The organism is Ideonella sp. FW305-24 (assembly GCF_058788035.1).
In genome coordinates this window covers 242,615-267,567 of the sequence record NZ_JBYTAI010000003.1, presented here as the reverse complement: position 1 = coordinate 267,567, position 24,953 = coordinate 242,615, and the positions used below count along the sequence as shown (strand labels likewise).

The 24,953-nt window shown below is 64.4% G+C and carries 21 protein-coding genes and 1 pseudogene; 7 read left to right on the top strand and 15 right to left on the bottom strand.

All coding sequences use genetic code 11. From position 1 onward, the window contains the following. Positions 1 to 65: 65 nt before the first annotated feature. Positions 66 to 395 (bottom strand): group II intron maturase-specific domain-containing protein, encoded by a 330-nt coding sequence (locus tag AC3WR5_RS10125; RefSeq protein WP_492484580.1) that lies wholly within the window; start codon positions 393 to 395, stop codon positions 66 to 68. 40 nt (positions 396 to 435) lie between these two features. Continuing rightward, positions 436 to 1,071: pseudogene (locus tag AC3WR5_RS10120) on the bottom strand (transposase family protein); the annotation flags it as partial. A 198-nt stretch (positions 1,072 to 1,269) separates the two neighbouring features. On the opposite strand from AC3WR5_RS10120, the gene AC3WR5_RS10115 reads away from it, so the two are divergent. Together AC3WR5_RS10115 and AC3WR5_RS10110 are read left to right on the top strand one after the other, a co-directional pair. Beyond that, positions 1,270 to 3,261, top strand: coding sequence for a methyl-accepting chemotaxis protein (locus AC3WR5_RS10115; RefSeq protein ID WP_492484023.1), 1,992 nt, complete (start codon positions 1,270 to 1,272; stop codon positions 3,259 to 3,261). An 87-nt stretch (positions 3,262 to 3,348) separates the two neighbouring features. Next, positions 3,349 to 4,317, top strand: a complete 969-nt coding sequence (locus AC3WR5_RS10110) for a sugar ABC transporter substrate-binding protein (protein ID WP_492484021.1) — start codon at positions 3,349 to 3,351, stop codon at positions 4,315 to 4,317. Positions 4,318 to 4,427: 110 nt separating this feature from the next. Here the strand turns inward: AC3WR5_RS10110 and AC3WR5_RS10105 are convergent, their stop codons facing one another. Further along, the gene (locus tag AC3WR5_RS10105) at positions 4,428 to 5,327 is read right to left on the bottom strand and encodes a LysR family transcriptional regulator (RefSeq protein WP_492484578.1); all 900 of its coding nucleotides are present in this window, start codon (positions 5,325 to 5,327) and stop codon (positions 4,428 to 4,430) included. Positions 5,328 to 5,470: 143 nt separating this feature from the next. Between AC3WR5_RS10105 and AC3WR5_RS10100 the strand changes: the two genes are divergently transcribed. The 5 genes from AC3WR5_RS10100 (at position 5,471) to AC3WR5_RS10080 (ending at position 11,617) form a co-directional block, all read left to right on the top strand. Next, a complete protein-coding gene (locus tag AC3WR5_RS10100; RefSeq protein WP_492484019.1) occupies positions 5,471 to 6,658 on the top strand; it encodes an MFS transporter in 1,188 nt (395 codons plus the stop codon). Positions 6,659 to 6,767: 109 nt separating this feature from the next. Beyond that, a complete protein-coding gene (gene paoA, locus AC3WR5_RS10095; protein ID WP_492484017.1) occupies positions 6,768 to 7,427 on the top strand; it encodes an aldehyde dehydrogenase iron-sulfur subunit PaoA in 660 nt (219 codons plus the stop codon). Next, the gene (locus AC3WR5_RS10090) at positions 7,424 to 8,374 is read left to right on the top strand and encodes an FAD binding domain-containing protein (protein ID WP_492484015.1); all 951 of its coding nucleotides are present in this window, start codon (positions 7,424 to 7,426) and stop codon (positions 8,372 to 8,374) included. Before paoA ends, AC3WR5_RS10090 begins: the two co-directional genes overlap by 4 nt. Before the next feature lie 2 nt (positions 8,375 to 8,376). After that, positions 8,377 to 10,590, top strand: coding sequence for an aldehyde oxidoreductase molybdenum-binding subunit PaoC (gene paoC / locus AC3WR5_RS10085; protein WP_492484013.1), 2,214 nt, complete (start codon positions 8,377 to 8,379; stop codon positions 10,588 to 10,590). A gap of 13 nt (positions 10,591 to 10,603) precedes the next feature. Further along, on the top strand, positions 10,604 to 11,617 hold the full coding sequence (locus tag AC3WR5_RS10080; protein ID WP_492484011.1) for an XdhC family protein: 1,014 nt from the start codon (positions 10,604 to 10,606) through the stop codon (positions 11,615 to 11,617). 115 nt (positions 11,618 to 11,732) lie between these two features. Here the strand turns inward: AC3WR5_RS10080 and AC3WR5_RS10075 are convergent, their stop codons facing one another. From AC3WR5_RS10075 to AC3WR5_RS10020, 12 genes are all read right to left on the bottom strand, one after another. Next, positions 11,733 to 12,608 (bottom strand): aldo/keto reductase, encoded by an 876-nt coding sequence (locus tag AC3WR5_RS10075; RefSeq protein ID WP_492484009.1) that lies wholly within the window; start codon positions 12,606 to 12,608, stop codon positions 11,733 to 11,735. 197 nt (positions 12,609 to 12,805) lie between these two features. Next, positions 12,806 to 14,992: a xanthine dehydrogenase family protein molybdopterin-binding subunit gene (locus AC3WR5_RS10070; RefSeq protein WP_492484007.1), complete on the bottom strand. Its 2,187-nt coding sequence runs from the start codon at positions 14,990 to 14,992 to the stop codon at positions 12,806 to 12,808. Positions 14,993 to 15,009: 17 nt separating this feature from the next. Next, the gene (locus tag AC3WR5_RS10065; RefSeq protein ID WP_492484005.1) at positions 15,010 to 16,002 is read right to left on the bottom strand and encodes an FAD binding domain-containing protein; all 993 of its coding nucleotides are present in this window, start codon (positions 16,000 to 16,002) and stop codon (positions 15,010 to 15,012) included. Further along, positions 15,989 to 16,810 (bottom strand): 2Fe-2S iron-sulfur cluster-binding protein, encoded by an 822-nt coding sequence (locus AC3WR5_RS10060; protein WP_492484003.1) that lies wholly within the window; start codon positions 16,808 to 16,810, stop codon positions 15,989 to 15,991. The genes AC3WR5_RS10065 and AC3WR5_RS10060 overlap by 14 nt, the downstream gene beginning before the upstream one ends. A gap of 111 nt (positions 16,811 to 16,921) precedes the next feature. After that, positions 16,922 to 18,085: an MBL fold metallo-hydrolase gene (locus AC3WR5_RS10055; RefSeq protein WP_492484001.1), complete on the bottom strand. Its 1,164-nt coding sequence runs from the start codon at positions 18,083 to 18,085 to the stop codon at positions 16,922 to 16,924. 2 nt (positions 18,086 to 18,087) lie between these two features. Beyond that, on the bottom strand, positions 18,088 to 19,305 hold the full coding sequence (locus tag AC3WR5_RS10050) for a PQQ-dependent sugar dehydrogenase (RefSeq protein WP_492483999.1): 1,218 nt from the start codon (positions 19,303 to 19,305) through the stop codon (positions 18,088 to 18,090). Between the two features lie 58 nt (positions 19,306 to 19,363). Further along, positions 19,364 to 20,104: an SDR family NAD(P)-dependent oxidoreductase gene (locus tag AC3WR5_RS10045; protein WP_492483997.1), complete on the bottom strand. Its 741-nt coding sequence runs from the start codon at positions 20,102 to 20,104 to the stop codon at positions 19,364 to 19,366. A 184-nt stretch (positions 20,105 to 20,288) separates the two neighbouring features. Then, a complete protein-coding gene (locus AC3WR5_RS10040) occupies positions 20,289 to 21,386 on the bottom strand; it encodes an SMP-30/gluconolactonase/LRE family protein (RefSeq protein ID WP_492483995.1) in 1,098 nt (365 codons plus the stop codon). 10 nt (positions 21,387 to 21,396) lie between these two features. Then, on the bottom strand, positions 21,397 to 22,140 hold the full coding sequence (locus AC3WR5_RS10035) for an SDR family oxidoreductase (RefSeq protein ID WP_492483993.1): 744 nt from the start codon (positions 22,138 to 22,140) through the stop codon (positions 21,397 to 21,399). Positions 22,141 to 22,288: 148 nt separating this feature from the next. After that, complete coding sequence (locus tag AC3WR5_RS10030) at positions 22,289 to 23,272, bottom strand: alpha/beta hydrolase (protein ID WP_492484576.1); 984 nt, start codon at positions 23,270 to 23,272, stop codon at positions 22,289 to 22,291. A gap of 204 nt (positions 23,273 to 23,476) precedes the next feature. Next, complete coding sequence (locus tag AC3WR5_RS10025; protein WP_492483991.1) at positions 23,477 to 24,118, bottom strand: SDR family oxidoreductase; 642 nt, start codon at positions 24,116 to 24,118, stop codon at positions 23,477 to 23,479. Between the two features lie 83 nt (positions 24,119 to 24,201). Then, complete coding sequence (locus tag AC3WR5_RS10020; protein WP_492483989.1) at positions 24,202 to 24,945, bottom strand: dihydrofolate reductase family protein; 744 nt, start codon at positions 24,943 to 24,945, stop codon at positions 24,202 to 24,204. Positions 24,946 to 24,953 lie beyond the last annotated feature (8 nt).

The following is a 24,953-nucleotide window of genomic DNA, read 5'->3' as shown; positions in this document are numbered from 1 at the left end:
ACGTGTACCTTTCGCTATGCATCCGGCTCTCCAGGAACCACGGTGAAGTCGGGAGGGGTCATCCATCAGCGCTTGTAGCGCTGCACCTTCAGCCAGCCCATTTGGTACTGCTCATGCCGGTCGCCTTGCCATACCCGCCGCGTCGGGCGGTGCCGGCTCAGTCGCCGATGTCGGAGCAGCCACCGCACAGAGGCGTCGGGGTGCTTCTTCCGCATCCAGCGCCACACACGGTCCCTCACGTACCAGTCAAGGTCGCGCAGGATGTCTTTCGCGCCGGTGCAATAGCAGTAGAAGTGCGCCCAGCCACGCAGGATGGGGTTGAGCTTCTGAAGCAAGTCGTCGAGCGACCAGTGCAGTGTCTGCCGCGTCGTCAGTTGCTTGACCTTGTGTCGCAAGTCCGCCGCCATCGTCTTCGGAACCTCGATGCGGGGAGGCCATGTCCCAGCACCACAACTGGCGCGGCGCCGATGTGCGTGGTCGGCGGACGGCTCTTGCGGGGAGCCTTGGCACGGCCGCGGTGGCGCGTCTGCCCCTGCGCATGCGGCACGCGCTGGAAAGTCGACTCGCTGGCGATGTAAACGCCCTCGTCGGCCAGCGTTGGCACGATGCGCGCGGGCGGCAGGTCGGCAAAGCGCGGCTCGTTGGCCACGCTCAGGATCCGCGCGCGCTCGGCTTCGCTCAGCGCGTGGCTGGGCATCGGCCGCACGACGTTTGGTCTGCCATCACCCGATTCCAGGCCTTGGTGCGCCTTCCAGCGCTGCAGCGTGCGTGCCGTGATGCCGACAATCCCGCAGGCCTGGTGCAACCGCGCGCCCGCCTTGCGGGCCACTTCGATGTCTCGGGCATGTTCCTGGCGATCTTCGAGGCCGATCATTCGTCCTCGCCCTGCGTGTTCCTTTTGAAGATCGCCTCGCATTTTTTTGAGAGCACCAGCAGTGCTGCCGTCTCCGCCAGGGCCTTGTCCTTGCGACGCACATCGCGCTCGAGTTCTTTGATGCGACGCCTGTCTTCCTTGGTCTGCGAGGGGCTCGCGCGCGCCTCCTCGGGCGCTGCCAGCGCCTGCGTTGCGCTGGCCCAAGTAGCTTGACGCGCGCCGGTGGTCTCTCGATTCTTCTCGGCCAGGGTTGCACAAGGCTGCTAGAGATTCGCTTGACTGCGTGCTCATCACTGGCCGTGTGCGTGCGATGTCGCACTTCGTGCGCCAAATACAGCACGTGATCTTGAATTGGGGCTGGTAGTGAGCCTTTATCTGCTCAAGTGAAGTGGGCGGTGGACGAAGAATGCTTGCTCTATCGAGACAAATTCGCAACCCATCACTACAAGGCCATACGCATGCGAGCGACAACTTTTGCAGACATCCTCAATCGTTGGCCAATCCGTCGAAAGTTTGCCTTGATTGGTGGTTGCGCGGTGCTCATGGCGGCAGTACCGACGGCGTTGATCATGACCAACCTGGCCAACGAGGAGCGGCTGGTTGCGGCTCAACGCGAAGGTCTCAGCGAGGCTCAATCCGTGCTGCAATTGCTGCGTTTGACGCAGCAGCACCGAACCATTGCGGCCATGGCCCAGGCGGGTGATGAAGGACAAGTTGCTGCGCTCAAAGGCAAGGCTGCGGAGGTGGATGCGGCTTTAGATCGCCTGCGTGTCCGTTCTGATGAGTTCACGGGTGCCGCAGAAAAGGTGGCGAGTGAATGGATGCCCTTGCGACAGGCTGCCGCAACCGGCTCGATCGATCCCTCCACCAGCCTGGATCAGCATGCAGCCTTGGCAGCCTCGGAGTTGGCATTGCTGGGGCGGGTGGCGGACGTGTCACGAATAGGATTGGATCGTGAGGGCGAGACGCTGCATCTTGCGCAGATGGCGCTTCTGTCTCTTCCCGCACTTACCGAGCGCATGAGCAGAATGCAGGCCGTCAGTGCCAGCGCCTTGTCGCATCGGGGGGTCAGTGGCGCCGATCAAGCCACTCTGTCGCTGCAACTCGATCAAATGCTGTTCCAACTGGACGCTGTTCGTGTGGACTTCCAGCGTGTCGCCCGATCTTTGTCAGCAGACAACAGCGCGCTCAAAGAAGTGGCCGGTTCGGCTTTGGGCTCGGCCCAGGTAATGGGCTCGGTGATCGACCAGACATTTCTGCAGCAACGATTGCCCTCAGGTACGTCGGCCGAATACTTCGGCGAGACCACAATTCTGATTGATGCACAGTTCACCATGATCACGCAGTCATTCAACGTGATCAATGCACTGCTGGCTCAACAGCAGTCTCGATCGCGGGTGACCATGAGTTGGACCATCGCGTTGATGGCGGGAGTCGCAGCTTTGGCAGCGCTCATGCTCGTGGCCATCGCGCGCAGTACGTCACATTCTCTGGCCAAAGCGGTACAGGTCGCACGGCACGTGGCGGAGGGAGATCTGAGGACGGAGGTCGAGGTCACGGGATCAGACGAGGTCGGCCAGTTGATGTCGGCCCTGAGGGACATGAACCTTCGCCTGACTGATGTGGTGCGGCGGGTTCGCGATGGCAGTGACAGTGTGGCAAATGCCAGTTCTGAGATCGCCCAGGGCAACCTTGACTTGAGCCAGCGCACGGAGCGCCAGGCAAGCGCTTTGCAGCAGACGGCGGCCACGATGGAGGAACTCGGCGCGAACGTCCGCCGCAACGCCACGGCAGCGGAACGCGCCGATCATCTTGCCCGCGATGCCTCCGAGGTGGCCGCCAGAGGCGGCGAAGTGGTCGCCGAGGTCGTGGACACCATGCGCGTGATCAATGACGGCAGCCGCAAGATAGGGGAGATCATCGGCGTCATTGATGGCATTGCTTTCCAAACCAATATCTTGGCGCTCAATGCCGCCGTCGAAGCGGCCCGTGCGGGGGAACAGGGGCGAGGGTTTGCGGTGGTAGCAAGCGAAGTGCGTTCCTTGGCGGGTCGAAGCGCCGACGCGGCGCGACAGATCCGCGGTCTCATTTCTGCCAGCGTGGAGCAGGTCGAACGTGGTACAGCGTTGGTGGCACGCGCAGGCGGCACCATGGAAGAGGTGGTGACGTCGATTCGCAATGTCACGTCGCTCATGAGCGAAATCAATGTCGCCAGTGCAGTGCAGCGAACCGGTGTCGCACAGGTTGGCGAGGCAATCAACTCGATGGATACGTCCACGCAGCAAAACTCCTCTCTTGTGGAGGAATCCGCCGCAGCTGCAGAAAGCCTGAGTCACGAGGCAGCAGCCTTGGTGCAAGCGGTTGCAGTTTTCCGCATCGCCGTTTGAAGCGCGGCCGAGCCATCCCTAACAGCATGCGCAGTCATCAAGCGCGTCCGCGCTTGATCGGCCGAGCCCACGTTACGCGAGATCAACATGATCAAGTATCGCCAAATTCTGCCTTCTGTCTTGGTCGCGTTTTCAGCGGCCATCGCAACCCATTCAGCAACCGCCAAGGACATCACGCTTGTCTACGTTGCCAATAACACCCAATATCCCTATGACGCCGCCGTGGCGAGCGGCTTCAAGAAGGCCTGTGTCGAGCTGGGCTGCAAAGCCATCATCCTCAATCCACGCTCCAATGTGGAGCGGCAGGCACACGCCATTGAGGACATGGTCGGGTACAAGGTCGATGGCATCGCTGCGATCGTTGCCGACGCCGGGCAGGCTGTGCAATGGGTGGATGATGCAGCCGGTCACAACATCCCCTTTGTGGCTGCAGCGTCTCAGGTCGGAGATCCGAAAAAGGGCCCCAAGTACGTGTACGAGAAGCTCACGGCGTTTGTCGCCACGGATGACGTCGTGGCCGGGGAACGGGCCGGTGAACTGGCGGTGAAGTTGCTGCCGCACGACCATGCGGGCACCATCGGCGTGGTGGAGGGGGCAGCTGGCTTTTCCGCAGTTACCCAGCGCAATGAAGGATTCCGAAAGGCGCTGGACAAGTCCGGCATTCCTTACAAGATCGTCGCTTCTCGCGCCACGGACTGGTCTCCCGCCAAAGGAGAGGCCGTCTGCAGTGAAATGCTGAAGGCCAATCCCAAGCTGGACCTGCTATTCAGTCATGCCGATGACATGGCGCTTGGCTGCGCTCGCGCCATCCAGGCGGCAGGCGCAAAGACCCGCCTGATTGCCACTGGCGGGGGGTCCGCCTTGGGCAACGAGGCTGTTCGCAGTGGTGTTTTTGATGGGTCGGTTTGCACCCGTCCAGGGACAATTGGCCGCCTCGCCGCCAAAGCCCTTTACGAGGCTGCGACGGGTAAGAACACCGCAAAGGCTCAGTTCTTGACCTACGAGACCCCCTTGATCACCAGCGAGACACTCGCGAGCTGCCCGCCTGAATGGTGATAGAGCTACGGCACGCGCTGCGGTCGCTATTGCCCCGTTGAGTGGCCAGGCGCTGCATCACTGGCGCGTGTGAGTGGTCCGCGCTGAACGGTACGTTTCGGACTTGGCCGTCACTCGGTTTGGGTGGACTGTTGCAGCGCTTCGATCACCGTCGCCAATGCCCGCGTCGGATGGCGCCGACTGGTGTAGTAGGCGTGCAGGCCGGGGAAGCGCGGGCACCAATCGGGCATCACCCTCTTGAGACGTCCGGCCTCGGCGTGGGGTCGGATCATGTCTTCCGGCAGGAAGGCCAATCCGTGGCCAGAAAGCGCTGCCTTGAGCATGGGGTACACACTGGTGAAGGTGGCCTGGCCGGTGACGCGTGCTTCGGTGCGGCGCCCGTCACGCTCAAGTTCCCACGCATACACGCCTCCGCTGGTGGCCAGGCGCAGCGTGATGCAGTTGTGCCGCAGCAGATCCTGCGGTGTGGTTGGTACGCCGCGGATGTCGAGGTAGGGGGGGGACCCGACGATCGCAATGGGTTGATCGGACGTCATGCGCACCGCAATCATGTCTTTCTCGACCTGGTCGCCCCACCGGATCCCGATGTCGTAGCGCTCGGCCACGATGTCCACCATCCTGTAGTCGGTGCTGATTTCGATTTTGAGTTCCGGATGTCGATGTAGCAGGGCGTCGAGCCTGGGCCAGACCACCGATTCGACCACATGGTCGATGGCGGTGATGCGGATGACCCCCGCGATTTTGTCGCCCAGGTCGGTCACGGCTGCGATCTCGGCCTCGATCTCAGTCAGCCTTGGCGCGACCGAGCGCATCAGGCGCTCGCCTGCTTCGGTCATCGACACGCTGCGGGTCGTCCTCGTCAACAGGCGTACCCCCAAGCGTGCTTCAAGGTCGCGCAGCGAGTGGCTGAGCGCCGACTGGGACACGCCTAGCTTGGCGGCCGCTCGCGTGAAGTTGCGCTCGTTGGCCACCGCAATGAATTTGATGATGTCGTTGATGTGATTCAGCATTTCATCGTTCCTTTGCGCGCAGCTCATCGGCATTCGCCATGTGTCGGTCTGAATAATCTCCTGCTCATTCATGATATCCAGTTCATGAGCTCATGCCGTCTGAGGCGCGTCATGCTGCGATGCAGCAACTAGCATGCGGCAGCATGAATCGAGAAAGCCGTCCAGTCCCTGCCGTCTCCGCCAAGGCTTGGGGCGCCATCGGTGCGATGACGATGTGTGTCGCACTGCTGGTCGCCTCGGAGTTCATGCCTGTCAGCCTGCTGACGCCGATCGCCCATGAGTTTGGCGCGACCGAAGGGCTGGCGGGTCAGGCAATCTCCATTTCCGGCCTGTTCGCAGTGGCGACCAGTCTGGTGATCTCCTCTGCGGCCGGGCGACTGGATCGGCGCTACGTTCTCATCGGCCTGACGGCCGTGATGCTGCTGTCGCTTGTGCTGGTCGCTGCGGCCCCCAACTTCGAATGCTTGATGCTTGCCCGCGCACTGCTCGGTGTCACGGTCGGCGGCTTCTGGTCGCTGGCGACGGCAACCATCATTCGCCTGGTCCCGAGCGGGGCGGTGCCGAGGGCGTTGAGTGTGATGTACATGGGCAACGCCGCTGCCACCGCTTTCGCGGCACCCCTTGGCAGCTACCTGGGCGGCCTGATTGGCTGGCGTGGCGTGTTCTGGGCGCTGGTTCCGCTGGCCGCGCTGACAGTGGCCTGGCAGTGGGCAAGCTTGCCCTCCATGCCGTCAACAAGCTGCGTCCCGCTGGGTCGCGTGCTCGGACTGCTGCGCAGACCCGCGGTGTTGCGGGCAACGGCTTCTGTCATGTTGACGTTTGGCGGTGCTTTCGCGGCCTTCACCTATTTCCGGCCCTTTCTGGAAAGCCAGGTGCATGTGACCCTGCCGCAGCTGTCGCTGCTGCTGCTGGCCATGGGGTCAGCCGGCTTCGTTGGCACTGCAGCTGCAGGCGCGCTTATCGAGCGCCACCTGTATCGCCTGCTCCGCGCGCTGCCGATGGCGCTCGGCGCCGTGACTGTGACCATGCTGGTCGCGGAGCACGCGCTGTGGCCGCTGGCTGCGCTCATGTTTGCGTGGGGCGCATTGAATGCGGCGATCCCCGTGTCGTGGTTCAACTGGCTGACGCGCTGCGTGCGCGACGAGCCGGAAGCCGGCGGTGGGCTGATGGTCGCCGCAATACAGCTTGCCATCATGCTCGGCGCCGGCTTCGGCGGACTGCTGCTCGATCACTTGTCCATTGTCGCGACCATGGTCGGCGCGGCGGCTTTGCTGACTGCAGGCGCGGCGCTTGTCGGCAGCGTTCAGCGGCTGGGCGCAGGCGCGGCGTGAGCATGCGCAGCTCAAGTCCCCGAGTGCTTTGTCTTTCTTCTGAAGAGTCAGGCGTGTAGGAAGGATGCGGAACCTTGGCCAAATTCGAGAACTCAAGAGGATTTCCAACATGAACGACGCCTCTCATATTTCACGTCGCGGCCTGATGGTCGCGAGCGCTGTTTCTGCCTCAGCCTCGGCCTTGTTTGGCCGGGCAGCTGAGGCAGCATCGCCCACCGCAGAGGCGGTGCCTGCGGACAGCGTCTGCCTCGGCGTGCCGACAGCCAATGTCGTGCTCGTGGTGAACGGCCAGACCCACCGGCTGTCTCTCGACACCCGCACCACGCTGCTTGATGCGCTGCGTGAGCAACTGCACTTGACCGGCACCAAGAAGGGCTGCGACCACGGCCAGTGCGGCGCCTGCACCGTGCTCGTCGATGGGCGGCGTATCAACGCGTGCCTGAGCCTGGCGGTGATGCATGACGGCGACAAGATCACGACGATTGAAGGTCTGGGCACGCCCGAGCACCTGCACCCTCTGCAGGCGGCCTTCGTGAAGCACGACGGCTATCAGTGCGGCTACTGCACGCCTGGTCAGATCTGCTCGGCCGTGGGAATGCTCGATGAGGTCAAACGCGGCGTGCCCAGTCACGTCAGCGCGGACATCGGCGCCAGGCCGCTGCTCTCGGTTGACGAACTGCGCGAGCGCATGAGCGGCAACCTCTGCCGATGCGGTGCGTATTCGAACATCGTCGAAGCCATCACCGAAGTCGCTGGAGGCGCCGCATGAAGCCGTTCACCTACGAGCGCGCCACCACGCCTGCGCAGGCCGCTGCCGCAGTCGCGCGACAACCCGGGGCCAAGTTCATCGCGGGCGGAACCAACCTGCTGGACCTGATGAAGCTGCAGATCGAAACACCGGTTCATTTGGTGGACGTCAACGGCCTTGGCCTCGACCGAATCGAGCCGACGAATGATGGCGGGCTGCGGATTGGTGCCCTGGTGCGCAACACCGACCTGGCGAGCGATGCGCGCGTGCGGCGCGACCAAGGTGTGCTGTCTCGCGCGCTGCTGGCCGGCGCATCCGGTCAACTGCGCAACAAGGCGACCACTGCAGGCAACCTGCTGCAGCGCACCCGCTGCCCCTACTTTTACGACACCAACCAGCCCTGCAACAAGCGCCAGCCCGGCAGTGGCTGCAGCGCGATGGGTGGCGCGACGCGGTCCCTGGCGATCATCGGCACCAGCGAGGCTTGCATCGCGACGCATCCCAGCGACATGGCCGTCGCCCTGCGCGTGCTGGACGCAACCGTCGAGACGATTCGGGCGGATGGCACGGGCCGCAGAATTTCGATTGCCGACTTCCACCGCCTGCCGGAAAGTACCCCGCACCTCGAAACGGCCATCGAGCCCGGCGAGCTGATCACGGCAGTCACCCTGCCGCCGCCTGTGGGCGGCGTTCACGCGTACCGCAAGGTTCGAGATCGGGCTTCGTATGCGTTCGCGCTGGTGTCGGTGGCCACCATCGTGCAGCCGGACGGTCGGGCTCGCGTGGCCTTCGGTGGCGTGGCCCCGAAACCCTGGCGTGTCGAAGCTGCCGAAGGGCAGGCGCACAAGCGCGCTGCTGCCCTGGTGGCCGACGCGTTCGTCGGCGCCCGGACCACGGCCGACAACGCATTCAAGCTGCAGCTGGCCGAGCGCACGCTCACTGCCGTCCTTTCCGAAGCGAAGGCCTGAAAATGAAGTTCGACACCCCTGCCACCGCCAACCCGATTGACCAGCTCAGGGTGGTCGGCAAGGCCACCGACCGCATTGACGGCCGGCTCAAGACCACCGGCCAAGCGCCCTATGCGTACGAGCACCACGAGGGTTTTCCGTCTGCGCCGGCTTACGGCTTCGTGCTCGGCGCAGGCATTGCGAAGGGACGCATTTCGTCCATGGATTTCTCGGCTGCCCAGGCGGCGCCCGGCGTCATCGCAATCGTCACTGCAGCGAATGCAGGCAAGCTTGGCAAAGGCACATTCAACACGGCCAAGTTGCTGGGTGGCCCGGACATCCAGCACTATCACCAGGCCATCGCGCTCGTCGTCGCGCAAACGTTCGAGCAGGCGCGTGCAGCGGCTTCACTCGTGCGTGTCAACTATGCACCGACGGTCGGCGTCTTCGATCTTGAGAAGGCCAGGCCTGATGCCGGCCTGCCTCAACCAAATCCGTTCGACGGGCCGCCCCAGACGGCAGTCGGCGATTTCACGGGCGCGTTCTCATCGGCGCCGATCACGCTGGACGCGATGTACACGACGCCAGACCACTCCCACGCGATGATGGAGCCCCATGCGTCAATTGCCTGGTGGCAGGGAGAACGACTCACCCTCTGGACGTCGAACCAGATGATTGCCTGGGGCGTCGGCGACGTCGCTGCCACGCTGGGCGTAACGCCCGACAAGGTGCATCTCAAGTCACCCTACATTGGCGGCGGCTTCGGTGGCAAGCTCTTTGTGCGCGCGGACGCGGTGCTGGCAGCCCTTGGCGCCAAGGCAGCGGGGCGTCCCGTCAAGGTGATGCTGGCGCGGCCATTGATCATCAACAACACGACGCATCGGCCGGCCACCGTCCAGCGCATCCGGCTGGGCGCGCACAAGGACGGCCGCATTGCCGCCATCGCCCACGAAAGCTGGTCCGGCAACCTGGCCGGCGGCAGCCCGGAGACCGCGGCCAACCAGACCCGCCTGCTATATGCCGGCGCCAACCGGCTAACGGCTACGCGAGTGGCGCTGCTGGACCTGCCCGAGGGCAATGCCATGCGGGCCCCTGGTGAAGCACCGGGACTGATGGCGCTGGAGATCGCGATGGATGAGATGGCCGAGAAGCTTGACCTGGACCCGGTCGAGTTCCGAGTCATCAACGACACGCAGGTGGACCCAGAGAAGCCGGCCCGGCCGTTCTCGAAGCGCCAGCTGGTGCAGTGCATGCGGGTAGGCGCAGAACGTTTCGGCTGGGCCAGCCGCAACCCTCGGCCGGGCCAACGGCGGGAAGGCCGCTGGCTGGTAGGGCAGGGCATGGCGGTCGCCTTCCGCAACAACCTGCCTATCAAGTCCGCCGCGCGCGTGCGCCTCGACCGAGCAGGCCATGTGACGGTGGAAACCGACATGACCGACATCGGCACCGGCAGCTATACCATCCTGGCCCAGACCGCGGCGGAGATGATGGGCGTCCGGCTGGAGGACGTGACGGTGCGCCTCGGTGACTCTGCCTTCCCTGTGTCGGCCGGGTCGGGCGGCCAGTTCGGGGCGACAAATTCAACCTCCGGCGTCTATGCGGCGTGCGTGAAGTTGCGCGAGATGGTCGCGCAACGATTGGGGATGCGGGATGCGGCACCGACCTTTTCCGACGGCCAGGTGCGAGCCGGCGAACGTGGCGTGCCGCTCGGCCAGGCCGCGGCCGAAGGCGAACTTGTTGCGGTGGACGTCATCGAATACGGCGACCTCGACAAGAAGTACCAACAATCGACTTTTGGTGCGCACTTTGTCGAAGTGGCCGTGGATGCCGCAACCGGTGAGGTTCGCGTGCGCCGCATGTTGGCGGTGTGCGCGGCGGGTCGCATTCTCAACCCGAAGGCAGCCCGCAGCCAGGTCATCGGCGCGATGACGATGGGCGTCGGCGCGGCCCTGATGGAGCACCTCGTGGTTGACAAGCGCCGCGGCTTCTTCGTCAACCATGATCTGGCAGGCTACGAAGTGCCTGTGCATTCGGACATTCCGCATCAGGAGGTCATCTTCCTGGACGAGGTCGATCCGATTGCTTCGCCGATGAAGGCCAAGGGCGTCGGTGAGCTGGGCCTGTGTGGCGTTGCCGCAGCGGTTGCCAACGCGATCTACAACGCCACCGGCATCCGCGTGCGTGACTATCCCGTCACGCTCGACAAGCTGCTCGCGGGCCTGCCAGCCGTTGCCTGAGGCTGCGTTGCCAATGGACAACCTCGATCTCCTCGTTCTGCGTTCGCTGCGCGACTGGCGCCGCGCGGGCCGACGGGCTGTGCTGTTCACCGTGGTTCGCACATGGGGGTCCTCACCCCGGCCGGTGGGCGCCTTGATGGCACTGGCTGCCGACGGCGCGGTGGTCGGATCGGTCAGCGGTGGGTGCATCGAGGACGATCTCCTGCATCGGCTGGTGACTAACCGCACTGCCTGGCGCCAGCCGGGTGAGGCCGCCTGCACCTTCATGCGCTACGGCGTTACCTCGGACGAAGCGCGGCGCTTCGGCCTGCCTTGTGGCGGCACGCTCGAACTGCTGGCGGAGTTCGACCCTGCTGTCGAGCCGCTGCAAGTGCTTGTCGACGCACTCGCCGAGGGGCGACTCGTCCGCCGCACGGTTCGCTTGATCGACGGCTCGGCGTCGCTGGCCGACAGGAGCGCGCCGGAGGCCTTGCAGGTCGATGCGGACTTCGCATCGCAGACCTTCGGCCCCGGTTACCGCATGCTGCTCATCGGCGCGGGGCAGCTGGCGGAGTACCTGGCCACGATGGCGCTTTTCAACGGTTTTGCAGTCACCGTCTGCGACCCCCGGCGCGAGTACCTTGGTTCGTGGAGCGTGCCGGGCGCGCGGATCGTGACGGACATGCCGGACGACGCCGTCGTCGCCTTCCGCCCGGACCGGCGCACCGCCGTCATTGCGCTGAGCCACGACCCGAAGCTCGACGACCTCGCGCTGATCGATGCCCTTGCGACCCAGGCGATGTACATCGGTGCCATCGGAAGCCGGCGCAATAGCCTGGCGCGCAGGCAGCGTCTTGGCGAGCACTTCAACGTCGGGTCCGAAGCGTTGGCGCGGCTGAAAGGTCCGATTGGGCTGTACATAGGCAGCAAGACGCCGTCAGAGATCGCCGTCAGCGTGATGGCCGAGGTCCTGGCGGTCAAGAATGGCCTGTCACTTCCACAAGCACAGGATGTCGCATTCGCCAAGGACTGCGCTGAGAGTTCGTGAAGATTTGATCTGACGGCAGATCCAGGCCCGAGGGCTCGGGTCGGGTTATTCAAGGTGAAAGGCGCACGCCTGCACAGGCCGCGGCAGCCTCAGCCGGCAGGCCGTGTGCATGGGTTTAACCGCGCGGGGCAGCGGCGTCAAGTTCGGCAAATTCCTCGTTGCTGAGTGTGATCGCCGCGGCGGCCACGTTTTCCTCCAAGTGAGCCAGGGTGCTCGTGCCGGGAATGGGCAGGATCACGGAACTGCGCTTCAACAGCCAGGCCAGTGCGATCTGGCCGGCCGTGGCGCCCTTCGCCTTGGCGAGCGCGTCCACCGCTCCGCCGGGTTTGACGAGAGCGCCCGCCGCCAGCGGGAACCAAGGGATGAAACCGATCCCGTTCGCCTCGCAGTAGTCGAGCACGTCCTCATCCGCCCGGTCGGCCAGGTTGTAGCGGTTCTGCACCGTTGCCACTGGGAAGTACTTGCGCGCCTCTTCGATGGCCTCGACCGGCACCTGGCTCAGGCCGGCATGCCGAATCAGACCTTCGTCGATGAATTCGCGGATGGCGCCGAACTGCTCTGCACGCGGCACCTTCGGGTCGATGCGGTGGAGCTGCCAGAGGTCGATCTGTTCGAGCTTCAGCCGTCGCAGGCTCATGTAAACGCACTGGCGCAGATAGGCGGGGTCGCCGATCACCGGCCAAGATGGGCTGGTGGCGTTGCCGGGGTAGCGCACGAGACTGCCCTTGGTTGCGATCTTGATCCTACCGTGAGGGTGCAGTGCCTCGGCGATGAGCTGTTCGCTGACGAACGGTCCGTAGCTGTCGGCCGTGTCGATCAGATCGACACCGATCTCCGGCAGGTGCTTCAGAACGCGGATCGCCTCGTCGCGGTTCTCCGGTTCGCCCCATACGTTGGGTCCGGTGATGCGCATCGCGCCGAAGCCCAGGCGGTTGACCGTCAGATCGCCGCCAATGGCGAACTGACCGGCAAGGCTGGCATCAACTTTCATCTTGATTCTCCGGTAGTTAATTTTCTGTGCACGACTGATCAGGCGTCAGGGACGCGGGCGTCGCGCAGAGGATTAAGAACGCAACTGGCGCGGACAGCGAAGCGAGCAGCGCGCGCCGGAATCGATTGCCCCTTGCCGGTGGCGACATCCAGCGACCAGAACACACCACCCACCGCAAGCTTGCGGGTTGGGTGAAGTCACAGGAGTTTCTCTGGGGTGATCGGTAGATCGCGGATGCGCTTGCCGGTGGCGTGATACACAGCATTGGCGATGGCGGCCGGAATGCCGACCATGCCCAACTCTCCCATGCCTTTGACCCCCAGTGGATTGACGACGGTGTCGTCTTCTTCCACAAAGATGGTCTCGATGGCGTGGATGTCGGCGTTCACCGGCACGTGGTAATGCTGCAAGTTGGCTGTCATGAAGCGGCCCGTGCGGTGATCGACTTCGGTGGCTTCTTCCAGCGCCATCCCGATGCCCCAGACCACGCCGCCGATCTCCTGGCTGTGCGAGGCCAGCGGGTTGAGGATCTTTCCGCAGGCGGTGATCTCGATCACCCGGGTCACCCGCATCGTGCCAAGGTCGGGATCGACCTTCACCTCGACGAACTGGGCGCCGTGGGCGAGTGAGGCATACTTTTCTCGTTCGGGTGATGGGGTCGAGTTAAAGACTTCGGTGATCTCGTTGGTACCGGTGCGCCGCATGACCTCGGCAATGTCGACCGCGCGCGAAGGATCGCTCTTGGAGCGCAGGCGGCCATCGAGCATCTCGACGTTTTCGGCAGCGATGCCGCTCAGCGGCGAGGCGGCCTCGCGGTTCGCCAAATCCAGCAGCTTGGCGGTGATCGTCAGCGCCGCGCCGCGCACGGCAGACCCGACGCTGGACGTCGTCCACGAGCCGCCTTGCGCCGGGGCCTGAGGCTGGCGTGTATCGCCGAGCTCGAATTTCACCTGATCCATTCGAAGGCCCAGGAACTCCGCCGCGATCATGGTCATCACGGTGTAGGTGCCGGGTCCGATGTCACTGGTCGCGCTGGCAACGCTGGCGGTTCCGTCGGCGCGGTAGGTGACCTTGGCGTTCGCAGGCATCTGCATCGCGCCCCACACGCTCGACGCCATGCCCCAGCCCACCAACAGCTTGCCGTCGCGCATCGAGCGCGGCTCGGGGTTGCGGTTCTTCCAGCCGAACTTCTCCGCGCCCAGGCGGTAGCACTCGCGCAGGGCCTTGCTCGAGAACGGCTTGCCGCTGACCGGATCGACCTCGGCGTAGTTGATCAGGCGCAGTTGCAGCGGATCGATCTTCAGCGCATAGGACAGCTCATCCATCGCGCTTTCCAGCGCGAACATGCCGCTGACCGCCCCGGGCGCGCGCATCCAGGTTGGCGTGGGCAAGTCGGTGGCTGCCACCTTCAGCGGCATGTCCAGGTTCGCGCAGGCATAGACCTGTTTGAGAAAGCCGGTGGTGTTGTCCGAGAACGCCTCGAAGGACGAGGTGTTGTGAAACGCTTCCTGGACGATGGCCTGCAACTTGCCGTTGCGGTCCGCGCCCAGCGCGACCTTCTGGATCGTCTGTGGCCGGTAGCCGTGGCCGGTGAACATCTGCGTGCGGGTGAAGACCACCTTGACCGGACGCCGGAGTTCGCGCGCGGCCATGGCGGTCAGCGAGGGGTAGTAGTTGGGCTTGAGCGATGAGCCGAAGGCACCACCGACGAAAGGCGACACCACGCGGATGTTCTCGGCCGGCACGGCCAAGCCTTCGGCCAGGTGTTTCTGCACGCCGTAGACGTTCTGCGTCTTGTCGAAAATCGTGAGGTTCTCACCTTCCCAGAACGCGATCGCCGCATGCGGCTCCATCGGATTGTGATGGTTGATCGGGATGTGATATTCGGCCTCTACTTTGACCTCTGCCGACTTCAGCGCGCCGGCCGGGTCGCCGCGTGGCAGCGTGTTCTGCGGTATCGGCATGGCGCGGCCCAGCACTGTCTGCAACTCGGTGACGTGCGGCTCGGTTTGATAGGTGGCCTTGACCAGCCGTGCGGCATGGCGCGCCTGCTCGTAAGTTTCGGCGACCACCAATGCGATCGGCTGGCCGTTGAAGAACACCCGATCCGACTGCAGCGGCCAAGACCACTGCGGCGGCGCACTGGCCGCTGGCGCCTTGCCCAGGCGGCCAGCGTTCAGATGGGTGAATACGCGCACCACGCCCGCTGCGTTCTCGGCCTCGCGGGCATCGATCGTGGTGATCCGACCTTTGGCCACGGTGCTCAGCACGATGAAGCCGTAGGCCACATGCGGGACCTGGAACTCGGCCGAGTATTTGGCCTTGCCCGTGACTTTGGCGATCCCGTCCACGCGGGTCATTTCTTTCCCAAGATAGCGTGCCATGGCAGTTCTCCTTGTGCTCAAGCCAGTTTCGCGGCGCGCATCAGCGCACGCACAACAGATCGTTGTCCCAGTTCCACCTTGTAGGCGTTGTGGGCCAGCGGGCGGGCATCGCGCAGCGCGGCTGCGGCAGCCTGGCGGAACGTGTCTTCGGTGGCTCGGCGACCGACCAGCTCAGCCTCAGCCTCGGCGCTGCGCCAGGGCTTGTGGGCGACGCTGCCCAGCACCACACGCGCCTGGCGGATGGTGCCGCTGTCGAGTTGCAGCGCGGCGGCGACAGAGACCATCGCAAAGGCGTAGGAGGTTCGATCCCGCACTTTGAGGTAGTGGGAGTTGCGTGCGAACTCTGCTGCCGAGACCGGCAGTTCGATGGCGAGGATCAATTCGCCATGTTCGAGGTTGTTGTCCCGCTGCGGGGTGTCGCCCGGCAGGCGATGGAAATCGGCGATCGGGATCAGCCGCTCGCGCCCGTCCGTCGTACGCACACGCACGTTGGCGTCAAGCGCATACAGCGCGTTGGCCATGTCGCCCGGATAGGTTGCCACGCAGGCCTCGCTCCAGCCGAGGACGGCGTGGATCTTGTTCAGTCCCTCGCGCGCACCGCAGCCGGTGCCGGGCTCGCGCTTGTTGCACGGCGTTGCGGTGTCGTAGAAGTAGTTGCACCGAGTACGCTGCAGGAGGTTGCCGCCGTTGGTGGCCATGTTGCGCAACTGCCCCGAGGCACCCGCGACGATGGCCTGGGTCAGCAGCGGATAGTTCTCGCGGATCACCGGATGGTTGGCGGTCTCGGTGTTGGTCGCCAGCGCACCCAAGGACAGGCCCGCGCGGGTACGCTGGATCTGCCGCAGCGGCAACTGGCGGATGTCCACCACACGGGTGGGCCGCTCCACGTCTTCCTTCATCAGGTCGACGAGATTGGAGCCGCCCGCGAGGAACTTCGCGCCAGGCACGCTCGCGACTGCGGCTGCGCCCGATGCGGTATCGGCCGCGCGTACGTACTCAAACGGTCTCATGGCCATCCTCCTTGCGAACGGACGCCAGTTGCGTCTCGGTGGCGAATTGCCAGGTCTGGGCGGTCTGGCGTCCCGAGTGCACCTCCTGCACCGCGGCAACGATGCCGGGGTAGGCGCCGCAGCGACAGATGTTGCCGCTCATGCGCTCCTTGATTTCCTCGTCGGTGAGGCGTGTCGTGGTCTTGCTGACGTCGGCCGTGACATGGCTGACATCTCCGCGGCGTGCTTCGCCCAGCATGCCGACGGCCGAGCAGATCTGGCCCGGCGTACAGTAACCACACTGAAAGCCGTCGTGCTTGATGAAGGCGGCTTGCACCGGGTGCAATTGATCGCCCTGGGCCAGCCCCTCGATCGTGGTGACTTCTCGCCCTTCGAGCGTTGCTGCCAGCGTGAGGCAGGACAGGACGCGCTCGCCGTCCACCAGCACCGTGCAAGCGCCACACTGGCCTTGGTCGCAGCCTTTTTTCGATCCGGTCATTGCCAGGCGTTCGCGCAAAGCGTCGAGCAGCACCACGCGAGAATCAATTTCCAGGGTCTTCTGCACGCCGTTGACCTGAAAGGTCACGTTGACGACGTTCTGCGCTTTGATCAACGCCGTTGCGGCGCCTTCGGCAAGCGGCATCTGCGCCAACGCGGCCTCTTGGGCCAGCAGGTTCGCCGCGAACAGGCCGACGCTGCCCGCTGCGGAGCTCATCATGAAGGTGCGGCGCGACTGGCCGACACCGTCCAGATCGGGCATTTCGCTCAGAAGCGCCGCTTCATCGGTGCTGAGCTCAACCGGTGGGTCGGTCTCGATGGGATGTTTCATCGTGGGTTCCTTTCCTTCGGGCTAAATGGCGTTGGCGGTTTGGCCGGGACAAAACTTGCGCGGGATGGGATCACGGGCGCGTGCGTGTCGTGTCGATTGCAGATGCGCGCCTTACTTCTCCTTGGCGCCAGTGGCACTGCGGGACTGCGCATTGGCGGCGTTGTGCTCCCACCATGGCGCGAACGACTGTGCGCCGCCGTCCAGATGGACGGGCTGGCCGATCTCTGGCGTCCACAGCGCATAGCCGCGTCCCTTGCTGGCGGCCGCGATGCGTTTGAAGGGATCGTCCCAGTCGTGGGGCGCGATGGAGAAGCGGCCCACATGCCCCGGCATCAGCACGCGCGTGCGCAGGTCCTCGGCTGCCTGCGCGGCCTGCTCCGGGTTCATGTGGACGCTCGCCCAGCGGGGGTCGTACTGACCAGCGTCTAGCGCCGCCCAATCGAAAGGGCCGAACTGCCGGCCGATTTGAGCGAAATGCGGCCCGTAGCCCGAGTCACCGCTGAAAAAGAGGCGGCGCTCGGGAGACACCAGAGCAAATCCGACCCACAGCGACTGGTCGCGGGTCAGGGTGCGCCCGGAGAAATGCCGGGCCGGCGCGATGTGGATCTGCACCTGCGGGGTCAGCGCGATCACCTCGTTCCAGTCGGCCTCGCGCACGGTGGCCATGTCGTAGCCCCAGGCCTCGAAATGCGCCCCCACGCCCAGCCCGACGATCACCTTCTTGACCTTGGACTTGAGGGCCAGGATGGATGGGTAGTCGAGATGGTCATAGTGGTCGTGGCTGATCAGCAGCGCATCGATCTCGGGCATGTCGTCGGCCGCATAGATGCTGGTGCCCTCGAACGCCCGGTTTGCCGCCGGTAGGGGCGCGGCATTGGTGCTGAAGACCGGATCGATCAGGAAGCGCTGTCCATCCAGTTGCACAAAATAAGAGGAGTGGCCCAGCCAGACCACCAGGTCCTGCGCAGGATTGAGCGCTTTGAGGTTGGTCTTGATGGCGGGAATGGCGCCCGGCGGACGGGGCTGGCCCTTCTTCCCAAGGAGAGTCTCCATCCACATCGACAGTTCGGACTGATCTGTCGTCTTCATGGGCGTGTCGATCTGGTTTCGGAACATGCCATCGGCATGGTTGGGCGAGTGTTCGATGCGTGTCAACCGTTCGCCGCTGGGAAGTTCCCCGAACACCGGTTGCTGAAAATAGGCGAAGACACCGACGACGCCCAGGACGGCGACGCCGATACCCACCTTGATGACGCGGGACCAGAGTTCTTTCATGCTTATGCACCTTGTGCGGGTGTCACGCGAATCAGGGCGCCGTTCGGGGCATCGGTCAGCACCATGACCGCGCCATCCCGGGCGACATCGACATCCCGGATGCGGCCCTGGCCTTGCAGGTAGCGGGCCTCGCCCGTGACGCGCCCGCCGTTCAGGGTCAGCCGCACCAGCGCTTGGCCGGCCAGGCCGCCGATCAGCAGATCGCCGTGCCATCCGGGAAACAGCGTGCCTTGGTAGAACGCCATGCCGCTGGGCGCGATCACGGGGTCCCAGTAGTAGATCGGCTGCTCCATGTCCCTGCGCGCCGTCAGCCTGTCGCCGATGGCGCGGCCGCTGTAGTCGAGGCCGTAGGTGATGACTGGCCAGCCATAGTTCCGCCTAGCTTGCGGCTGGTTCAATTCGTCACCGCCAAGCGCCCCATGCTCCGCCGTCCAGAGCTTGCCGTCCGGCGCTAGCGCGGCCGACTGCACATTGCGATGCCCGTAGGACCAGACTTCGGGCTGGCCGCCCGGAATCGACGGATTGCCTGCGGCAGCACCGCCTTGCGGATCTATGCGCAGCACCTTACCGATGTGCGTGCCGGGATCCTGCGCCAGCGCGCGCGCCTCATAGCGATCCCCGGTCGTCACGAACAGCATGCCGGCGCGGTCGAAGACCAGCCGCGAACCGAAGTGGGCCGTGGAGTTCCTGGCCGGGTTCTGCCGGAAGATCACCCGGACGTCCGTGATCCTGCGATCGTCCCTGGAGAGCACACCCGTTGCCACGGCGGTCGCGTTGGCGCCGCCGTCACGCGGCTCGGCATAGCTCCACCACAGACGGCGCGTCCGCGCGAAGTCGTCACGGACCACCACGTCGAGCAGTCCGCCCTGGCCCCGGGCGTCCACAGCGGGGAGGCCGGTGATCGGCTCGGACACCTTGCCGTCGGCGGTGATCAGCCGCAGCCGGCCCGGGCGCTCGGTCACAAACCAGCGGCCGTCGGCTAACTGGGCCATGCCCCAGGGATGCACCAGACCGTCGGCGACGACCTGCGAGTTCAGCCGGACATCCGCATCGAGGATCGGCGCACGGGTCTGGCCTTCAAAGGCGGGGCGCTGGTCCTTCGCATTCGGCGCGCGGGCGTTGAAGTCCTGCCCCTGCGCAGCTCCTGTGGCAAAGGCTAGCAGCGCAATGGCAGCAACAAGATGCCAGGTCAGGGCGGAACGTCGAGCTTGCTTCTTCATGGGCACCTCTCATCAGGTTCTGACATTGCCTCTTGGGGAATCGCTGATCGGCCGGGGGTCACGAGCCCGCCAGCCTGGTACCGGTGGCGCGCGCCAGTTCCGCCAGCAGCAGGTCCTGGAACCGGTTGTCGTTGAGGGCGGGGGGCGGCTCCTGGCGCTGTTGGTGGTGCCAATAGCGGCCGCTGGTCAATACCTCGGGATCGTCGCTGGTCGCAAGCCATTCCTGGGACAGGTGGCCCAGTCTCGGGTCGTCGGGCGTGCTCGGGCCACCCATGTTGGTCGGCACCCAGCCCGGATCGACGGCGTCGCTGTACACCTCGGGCCACAGCCGTGCGACGGCCGCTGCCAGAGTGGTCACGAACAACTTGCTGTCCGAGTAGCCGCCGGTGGATGTGCGGCCGGTCCAGTCCATGCCGGCCAGGCTAGCGCGTCCGCCCCGGTGCATGCTGCTGCTCAGGTCGATCAGGCGCTTGGGGCGCTGGATGAGGGACGTGAGCAGGTACGGTGCGACGACGTCGACAACCAGCAGTTGGGCGCCATTGGGGATGCCCGCGTTGTGGACGACGGCATCCATTGCACCGCTCGCATTGACCTGGCGGGTAAGATCGAGAATCTGCGCAAGATCGGACAAAAGATCGGACAAATCACCGACCGTGGCGACGGCGTCCCGGTCCATGAGTTCCTTCACGGCTGACATGTGCGCCTGCGAGCGCACATGTACGACGACTTCGTGGCCCTGGCCCAGCAAGGTCCTGGCCGTGGCGCAGCCCAGTCCATCGGCCGAGCCGGTAACGAACACGCGGGCCTTGACGCCTGACTTGCTGCCTCGTTGTGCGTTGGGCGTGGAAGTCTCCTTTCTGGAATCCGCCGGTATGTGTGCCCTGGATGTCGCAGGGTCAAGGGGTGAGCCAGCAATCAATGTCGAACCAAGTCCGGCGCCTGCGGTGAAAAATATTTGCCGCTCCACAGGCATGATCCCCCGATCAGGCCGCCAGGTGCCGGATGGCCGGCGGCGGCATACCGTTATCGGGATGAAGCGGGCGGCAGCCCCTTGCCGAACGCCTTGGCGTGGAACACCATCGCCCCTTGCCCTTTGCCCATGTCACTGGTGACGACGTAGAGGTCTTTTCTGCCAGGCTGGTGCGGGCCAGGTTGTGGCCGCCATCGTGTCCGGGCAGCAGCATCTGGCCGATGGGAATGCCGTTGCGGTTGAAGGCCAGCAAGTGGCCCTGCCCGTAGATCGCCGCGTACACGTTGTCGTCGGCATCTGCACGCATCAGAGTCTGGGGCCGGGCCGACGAAGTCGTAGGCGATGGTCGAGCTGACCGGCGCGATGGTGGTCGCGTCGGCCAGTTCGATCCGGTGCAGCAGGTTGCGGCCGAACTCGGTCGCCCACAGCGTCTTGCCGTCGGGGCAGAGCGCCAGGCCATCGGCCATTGCCAAGTTGGGCAGCACGGGTTCGATGGTCGCCAGTCCTGCGCGGCGTAGTACACACCGCCCCTGGATTCGGTCGCGGTGCTCTTGAAATCGGTGAAGTAGAAGTCGCCGCGCGCGTCAAACACCAGGTCATTGGGCACGTACCCGGCCACGGGCGGCACGATGATCTGCAGGCCCGAGCCGCCCGGGTTCGCCGAATAGATCGCGCCGCGTCGGTTCGGAATGCCCAGAGCCGCGATGAACGGGCGACCGTCCGGATGGAAAGCCAGCCCGCCCGGCGACAGCGTGTCCAGCGTGACGACGGTGGACAACTGCTGATCCGGGGTCAGGCGCAGAACGCGTCGCTCGCTCACGTCGCAGAAAAGCAGATTGCAGCTGCGGTCGAAGATCGCCCCTTCGAGGAGCAACCCCTCGTTGGACGTCTTGAACCAGGGTTCAGCCACGGCTGTCTGCAATGCGCGTTCGGATGCCGGGATCGGCTCCACACAGCGCGTATGCATGTCGAAGGCCGGTTCGGCGAACCTGCTCTGCGCCGAGGCTGCCGACACGTGGCCAAAGCCGATGACGACAAAGGCCGCGCGTACCTTGGCATCCGGTCGGTCGCCGCTCTCGCGCATCACTTCGCGGAAAGATGCCGTCGTCATGGCGCGGCCCTTACCAAGGTTGATTCGAGGGGCCGACCGTGAATTCATTGATCGTCGTGTCGTCGGGCTGGTCGATCGCGAAGGCCACGACGTTGGCGATCCGATCCGGGGAGATGCCGAACTTGTCGTAGATGCTTTGCATCTGGTCGAGCGACGCTTTGTCGCTGAAGGTCGACAGCAGCTCGGTATTGATTGCAGCCGGGTAGATCGTCGCGGTGCGGATGTTGGAGCCCTCCATGGCGGACTCCATGCGCAGGACTTCCATGAAGTCGCGTAGGAACCATTTGGTGCCGCCATAGACGGCACCACCCGGATAGGCCTTGAGCCCCGCCACCGACGAGGTGGCAATCACATGCCCGGACTTCTGCGCCAGGAATTCGGGCAGTACGGCGGCCACGCCATTGAGCACGCCCTTGACGTTGACATCGACCATCTGATGCCACTCGTCGGTCTTGAGCGCGGACAGCGGCGAGTTGGGCATCAGGCCGGCATTGAGAAAAATGGCGTCCACGCGGCCGAACCTGTCCTTGGCCAACTTGACGATGGCATCGTTCTCGGACTGTTGGGTGACGTCCAGTTCCTGGTACACCGCCTGGCCGCCATGCGCCTGGATCTCGTCGGTGATTCGCTTCAGGTTGGCTGCGCGCCGCGCGCCGAGTACGACCTTGGCGCCTTTGCTCGCGAGCAGTTTGGCCGTGGCTTCGCCGATGCCGGACGAGGCGCCGGTGATGATGACGACTTTGTTTTTGATCATGATGTTCTTCTGCTGTCCTTCTATGTGCCGGCAACGCATGCCGGCGTGACCATCAGTACACAGTGAATCCGCCGTCAACGGCCAGGACCTGGCCGCTGACGAAGGTCGAGCCCGAGCGGGTCATGTGAGCGATCCTTGATCGGGTTGATCAGCCCTTGAGGTGCTTGCCGAAGAAGTCGGTGATCTTGTCGAAGGGAATCTTGTCCACGCGGTCGTACAGATCAATGTGGCTGGCACCCGGGATGATCACCAGCTCTTTGGGCTCTGCGGCGGCCGCGTAGGCGGTCTGGGCGAAATAGAGCGAATGGGCCTTCTCGCCGTGCACGAACAGGATCGGACGCGGCGAGATCTCCTTGATGTAGGTCAGGATCGGCATGTTCATGAACGACAGCGGCGTGGTGACCGTCCAGGCGTTGCCGGAGTTGACCGCGCGCGGGTGGTAGCCGCGCGGCGTCATGTAGTAGTCGTGGTAGTCGACCATGAACTGTGCGTCGCCGGCCTTGACGTCCTTGTTGTAAGGCGGCTGGTAGGCCGGTTTCCCATTCGTGGCGTCCTCCCAGCGCTGCCGGCTCAGCTGCTCCAGCGTCTGCGTGCGCTGCACAGGGGTCACGACGTCGTTGTAGCCCTTGGACATGACGCGGGTCATGTCGTACATGGTGCTGGCGACGACAGCCTTGACGCGCTTGTCGGCGGCCACGGCGTTCAATGCCATGCCGCCCCAGCCGCAGATGCCGATAACGCCGATGCGCTCGCGATCGACGTAGGGCTGTAGGCCGATGAAATCCACCGCCGCCATGAAATCCTCGGTGTTGATGTCCGGCGAGGCGACGTTGCGCGGCTCGCCGCCGCTTTCCCCGGTGTAGGAGCCATCGAAGGCCAGTGCCACGAAGCCGCGCTCGGCCATGATCTGCGCGTACAGACCCGAGGACTGTTCCTTGACCGCGCCAAACGGACCGCCGACGACGATCGCCGCCAGGCGCTGGGTCGCACGGCTCTTCGGCAGATACAGGTCAGCCGCGAGGGTGATGCCGTAGCGGTTCTTGAAGGTGACCTTTTGGTGATCTACCTTATCGCTCTTTGGGAAGAGCTTGTCCCATTCACGCGTCAGCCGCAGGCCGCCCGACTCGATCATGGCCGATGAAGTTTGCGCCAGCGCCGTCTGGCCACCGAGGGCCACTGACAAGCCGGCAAGGATCGAGCCTTGGACCACGCCCTTGAGGGCCGTCCTCCGTTTGAGGTTCTCGATGTTCAGGGTAGCTTCGTTCATGACATTCTCTATTACGTGATTGATGGATCTGGCCGGCAGGTCGGTTCCTTTTGCCCCCACGAGTGAGGGTCAGCGGTACGCTTCCGGTCTGCAGCCGTCGGTGTCGGGCTGGCTGATGCCCAAGTTGAGGTTGGCGTACTGCTGGGGGTTCTTCACAAGTTCGGCCACGAAACGGCCGATGCTCGCGCGTGAGGTTTCCGTGCCCTTGTAGGTCTCGCCCTTCCGGGTCAACTGGAACGCTTCCGTTGGTTTGTTGGTCAGCCAGACCGGGCGCAGGACGGTGTAGGCCAGCCCTGATTGCTCGGCAATCTCTGCCGCCTTAAAGTTGATCGGGCGGTACTGGCCGACCATGCTCTTGTCCCAGGCATTGAAGGCTGGAGGCAGTTCACCGTAGATGCCACCGGCACTGATGACGACGATGTGGCGCGCGCCAACTTCTCTCATGGCCTGCACGATGTTCGCGGTCTTGGCGTCCAGGTCCATGCCGCCCATGGTGCTGACGACAATCTCCTGCCCACGGATCGCGCGCATCAGGTCTGCGGGGGAGGACGAATCGCCCTCCACGACAGTCACCCGACCGCTCTGCATGTGCTGCAGGCGGCTTGCGCGGCGCAAGAAGAGGGTCAGCTTCACGTCCGCCTGTTCCAGCAGACGGGGGATGATTTCCTGCGACGTGCTTCCGTTGGCGCCGATCAGAATCACGTTCTTCATGGTTGAGTTGGCCTGTTTTGCATTCGTTGCGTTCGCTCGCTCACCCCGATGAGAATTGAGCTTCGCGGCTTGGGTTCTTTGGATCAGGATGGCTGGCTGTGCACCCGGTAACGCAGCCACAGGGTGCTGTTCTTTAGCGCCTTCACGTCGATCAGCGTGAACGAGCGAGGCTTGACTTGAGAAAACGGCGCCCGGGCCGTGAACAGACCCGGAGCAGCGGGCGATGCGTCGGAGACGGGACACAGCAGGAGGCTCAGTTCATCGACCAGGCCGTCCTGCACATATGACCAGTTCAGCACGCCGCCGCCGCCGATCATCACGCGCTCCATGCCGAACAGCGTCACCAGCTTATGCAGGGCCAGGGCGTTGTCCGGCTGGTCGTTGCCGGCGATGACGTAGGAGATGCCCAGCCGCCTCAGCAAGTCCTTGTAGGCGTTGCCGGCCCGCCCGGTCAGTACCGAAACCACGTGCGACCGGACACCGCCATAGTCGACGTGGTTCTCCTCCCACCCCAAGCGGCCGGCAGGGTCCAGCGCCACGTAGTACATCGGCGCATTCGCCTCTGCCACGAAGTCGCCTTCGGGAACCAGGGCCGCAGATTCGTTCAGGTCGGGCTTGCGGTAGCGGGTAAAGTTGTCGTCGGTCGAAACGCGGCCATTCAGGTAGCCCCGAATATTCAGCACCTGCTGCTCGGCATGCAGTGCCAGTTGCTCGTACAGGAGCGCTGCCGAATCGAACTCGGGCAGTGCAATGTTGTGGATTCGTCCGTCCAGCGTCGTCAGCGTATGGATCACGACGTAGGGCTTGTTCAAGGTGGTTGCCAGCATCGGTTCGT

Coding starts and splice junctions, on each gene's coding strand:
- AC3WR5_RS10020 (WP_492483989.1), bottom strand. CDS start 24,945: ATGCTGGCAACCACCTTGAACAAGCCCTACGTCGTGATCCATACGCTG.
- AC3WR5_RS10075 (WP_492484009.1), bottom strand. CDS start 12,608: ATGAAAGTTGATGCCAGCCTTGCCGGTCAGTTCGCCATTGGCGGCGAT.
- AC3WR5_RS10040 (WP_492483995.1), bottom strand. CDS start 21,386: ATGACGACGGCATCTTTCCGCGAAGTGATGCGCGAGAGCGGCGACCGA.
- AC3WR5_RS10090 (WP_492484015.1), top strand. CDS start 7,424: ATGAAGCCGTTCACCTACGAGCGCGCCACCACGCCTGCGCAGGCCGCT.
- paoC (WP_492484013.1), top strand. CDS start 8,377: ATGAAGTTCGACACCCCTGCCACCGCCAACCCGATTGACCAGCTCAGG.
- AC3WR5_RS10030 (WP_492484576.1), bottom strand. CDS start 23,272: ATGATCGAGTCGGGCGGCCTGCGGCTGACGCGTGAATGGGACAAGCTC.
- AC3WR5_RS10065 (WP_492484005.1), bottom strand. CDS start 16,002: ATGAGACCGTTTGAGTACGTACGCGCGGCCGATACCGCATCGGGCGCA.
- AC3WR5_RS10110 (WP_492484021.1), top strand. CDS start 3,349: ATGATCAAGTATCGCCAAATTCTGCCTTCTGTCTTGGTCGCGTTTTCA.
- AC3WR5_RS10050 (WP_492483999.1), bottom strand. CDS start 19,305: ATGAAGAAGCAAGCTCGACGTTCCGCCCTGACCTGGCATCTTGTTGCT.
- AC3WR5_RS10035 (WP_492483993.1), bottom strand. CDS start 22,140: ATGATCAAAAACAAAGTCGTCATCATCACCGGCGCCTCGTCCGGCATC.
- AC3WR5_RS10080 (WP_492484011.1), top strand. CDS start 10,604: ATGGACAACCTCGATCTCCTCGTTCTGCGTTCGCTGCGCGACTGGCGC.
- paoA (WP_492484017.1), top strand. CDS start 6,768: ATGAACGACGCCTCTCATATTTCACGTCGCGGCCTGATGGTCGCGAGC.
- AC3WR5_RS10055 (WP_492484001.1), bottom strand. CDS start 18,085: ATGAAAGAACTCTGGTCCCGCGTCATCAAGGTGGGTATCGGCGTCGCC.
- AC3WR5_RS10060 (WP_492484003.1), bottom strand. CDS start 16,810: ATGAAACATCCCATCGAGACCGACCCACCGGTTGAGCTCAGCACCGAT.
- AC3WR5_RS10105 (WP_492484578.1), bottom strand. CDS start 5,327: ATGCTGAATCACATCAACGACATCATCAAATTCATTGCGGTGGCCAAC.
- AC3WR5_RS10070 (WP_492484007.1), bottom strand. CDS start 14,992: ATGGCACGCTATCTTGGGAAAGAAATGACCCGCGTGGACGGGATCGCC.
- AC3WR5_RS10100 (WP_492484019.1), top strand. CDS start 5,471: ATGAATCGAGAAAGCCGTCCAGTCCCTGCCGTCTCCGCCAAGGCTTGG.
- AC3WR5_RS10025 (WP_492483991.1), bottom strand. CDS start 24,118: ATGAAGAACGTGATTCTGATCGGCGCCAACGGAAGCACGTCGCAGGAA.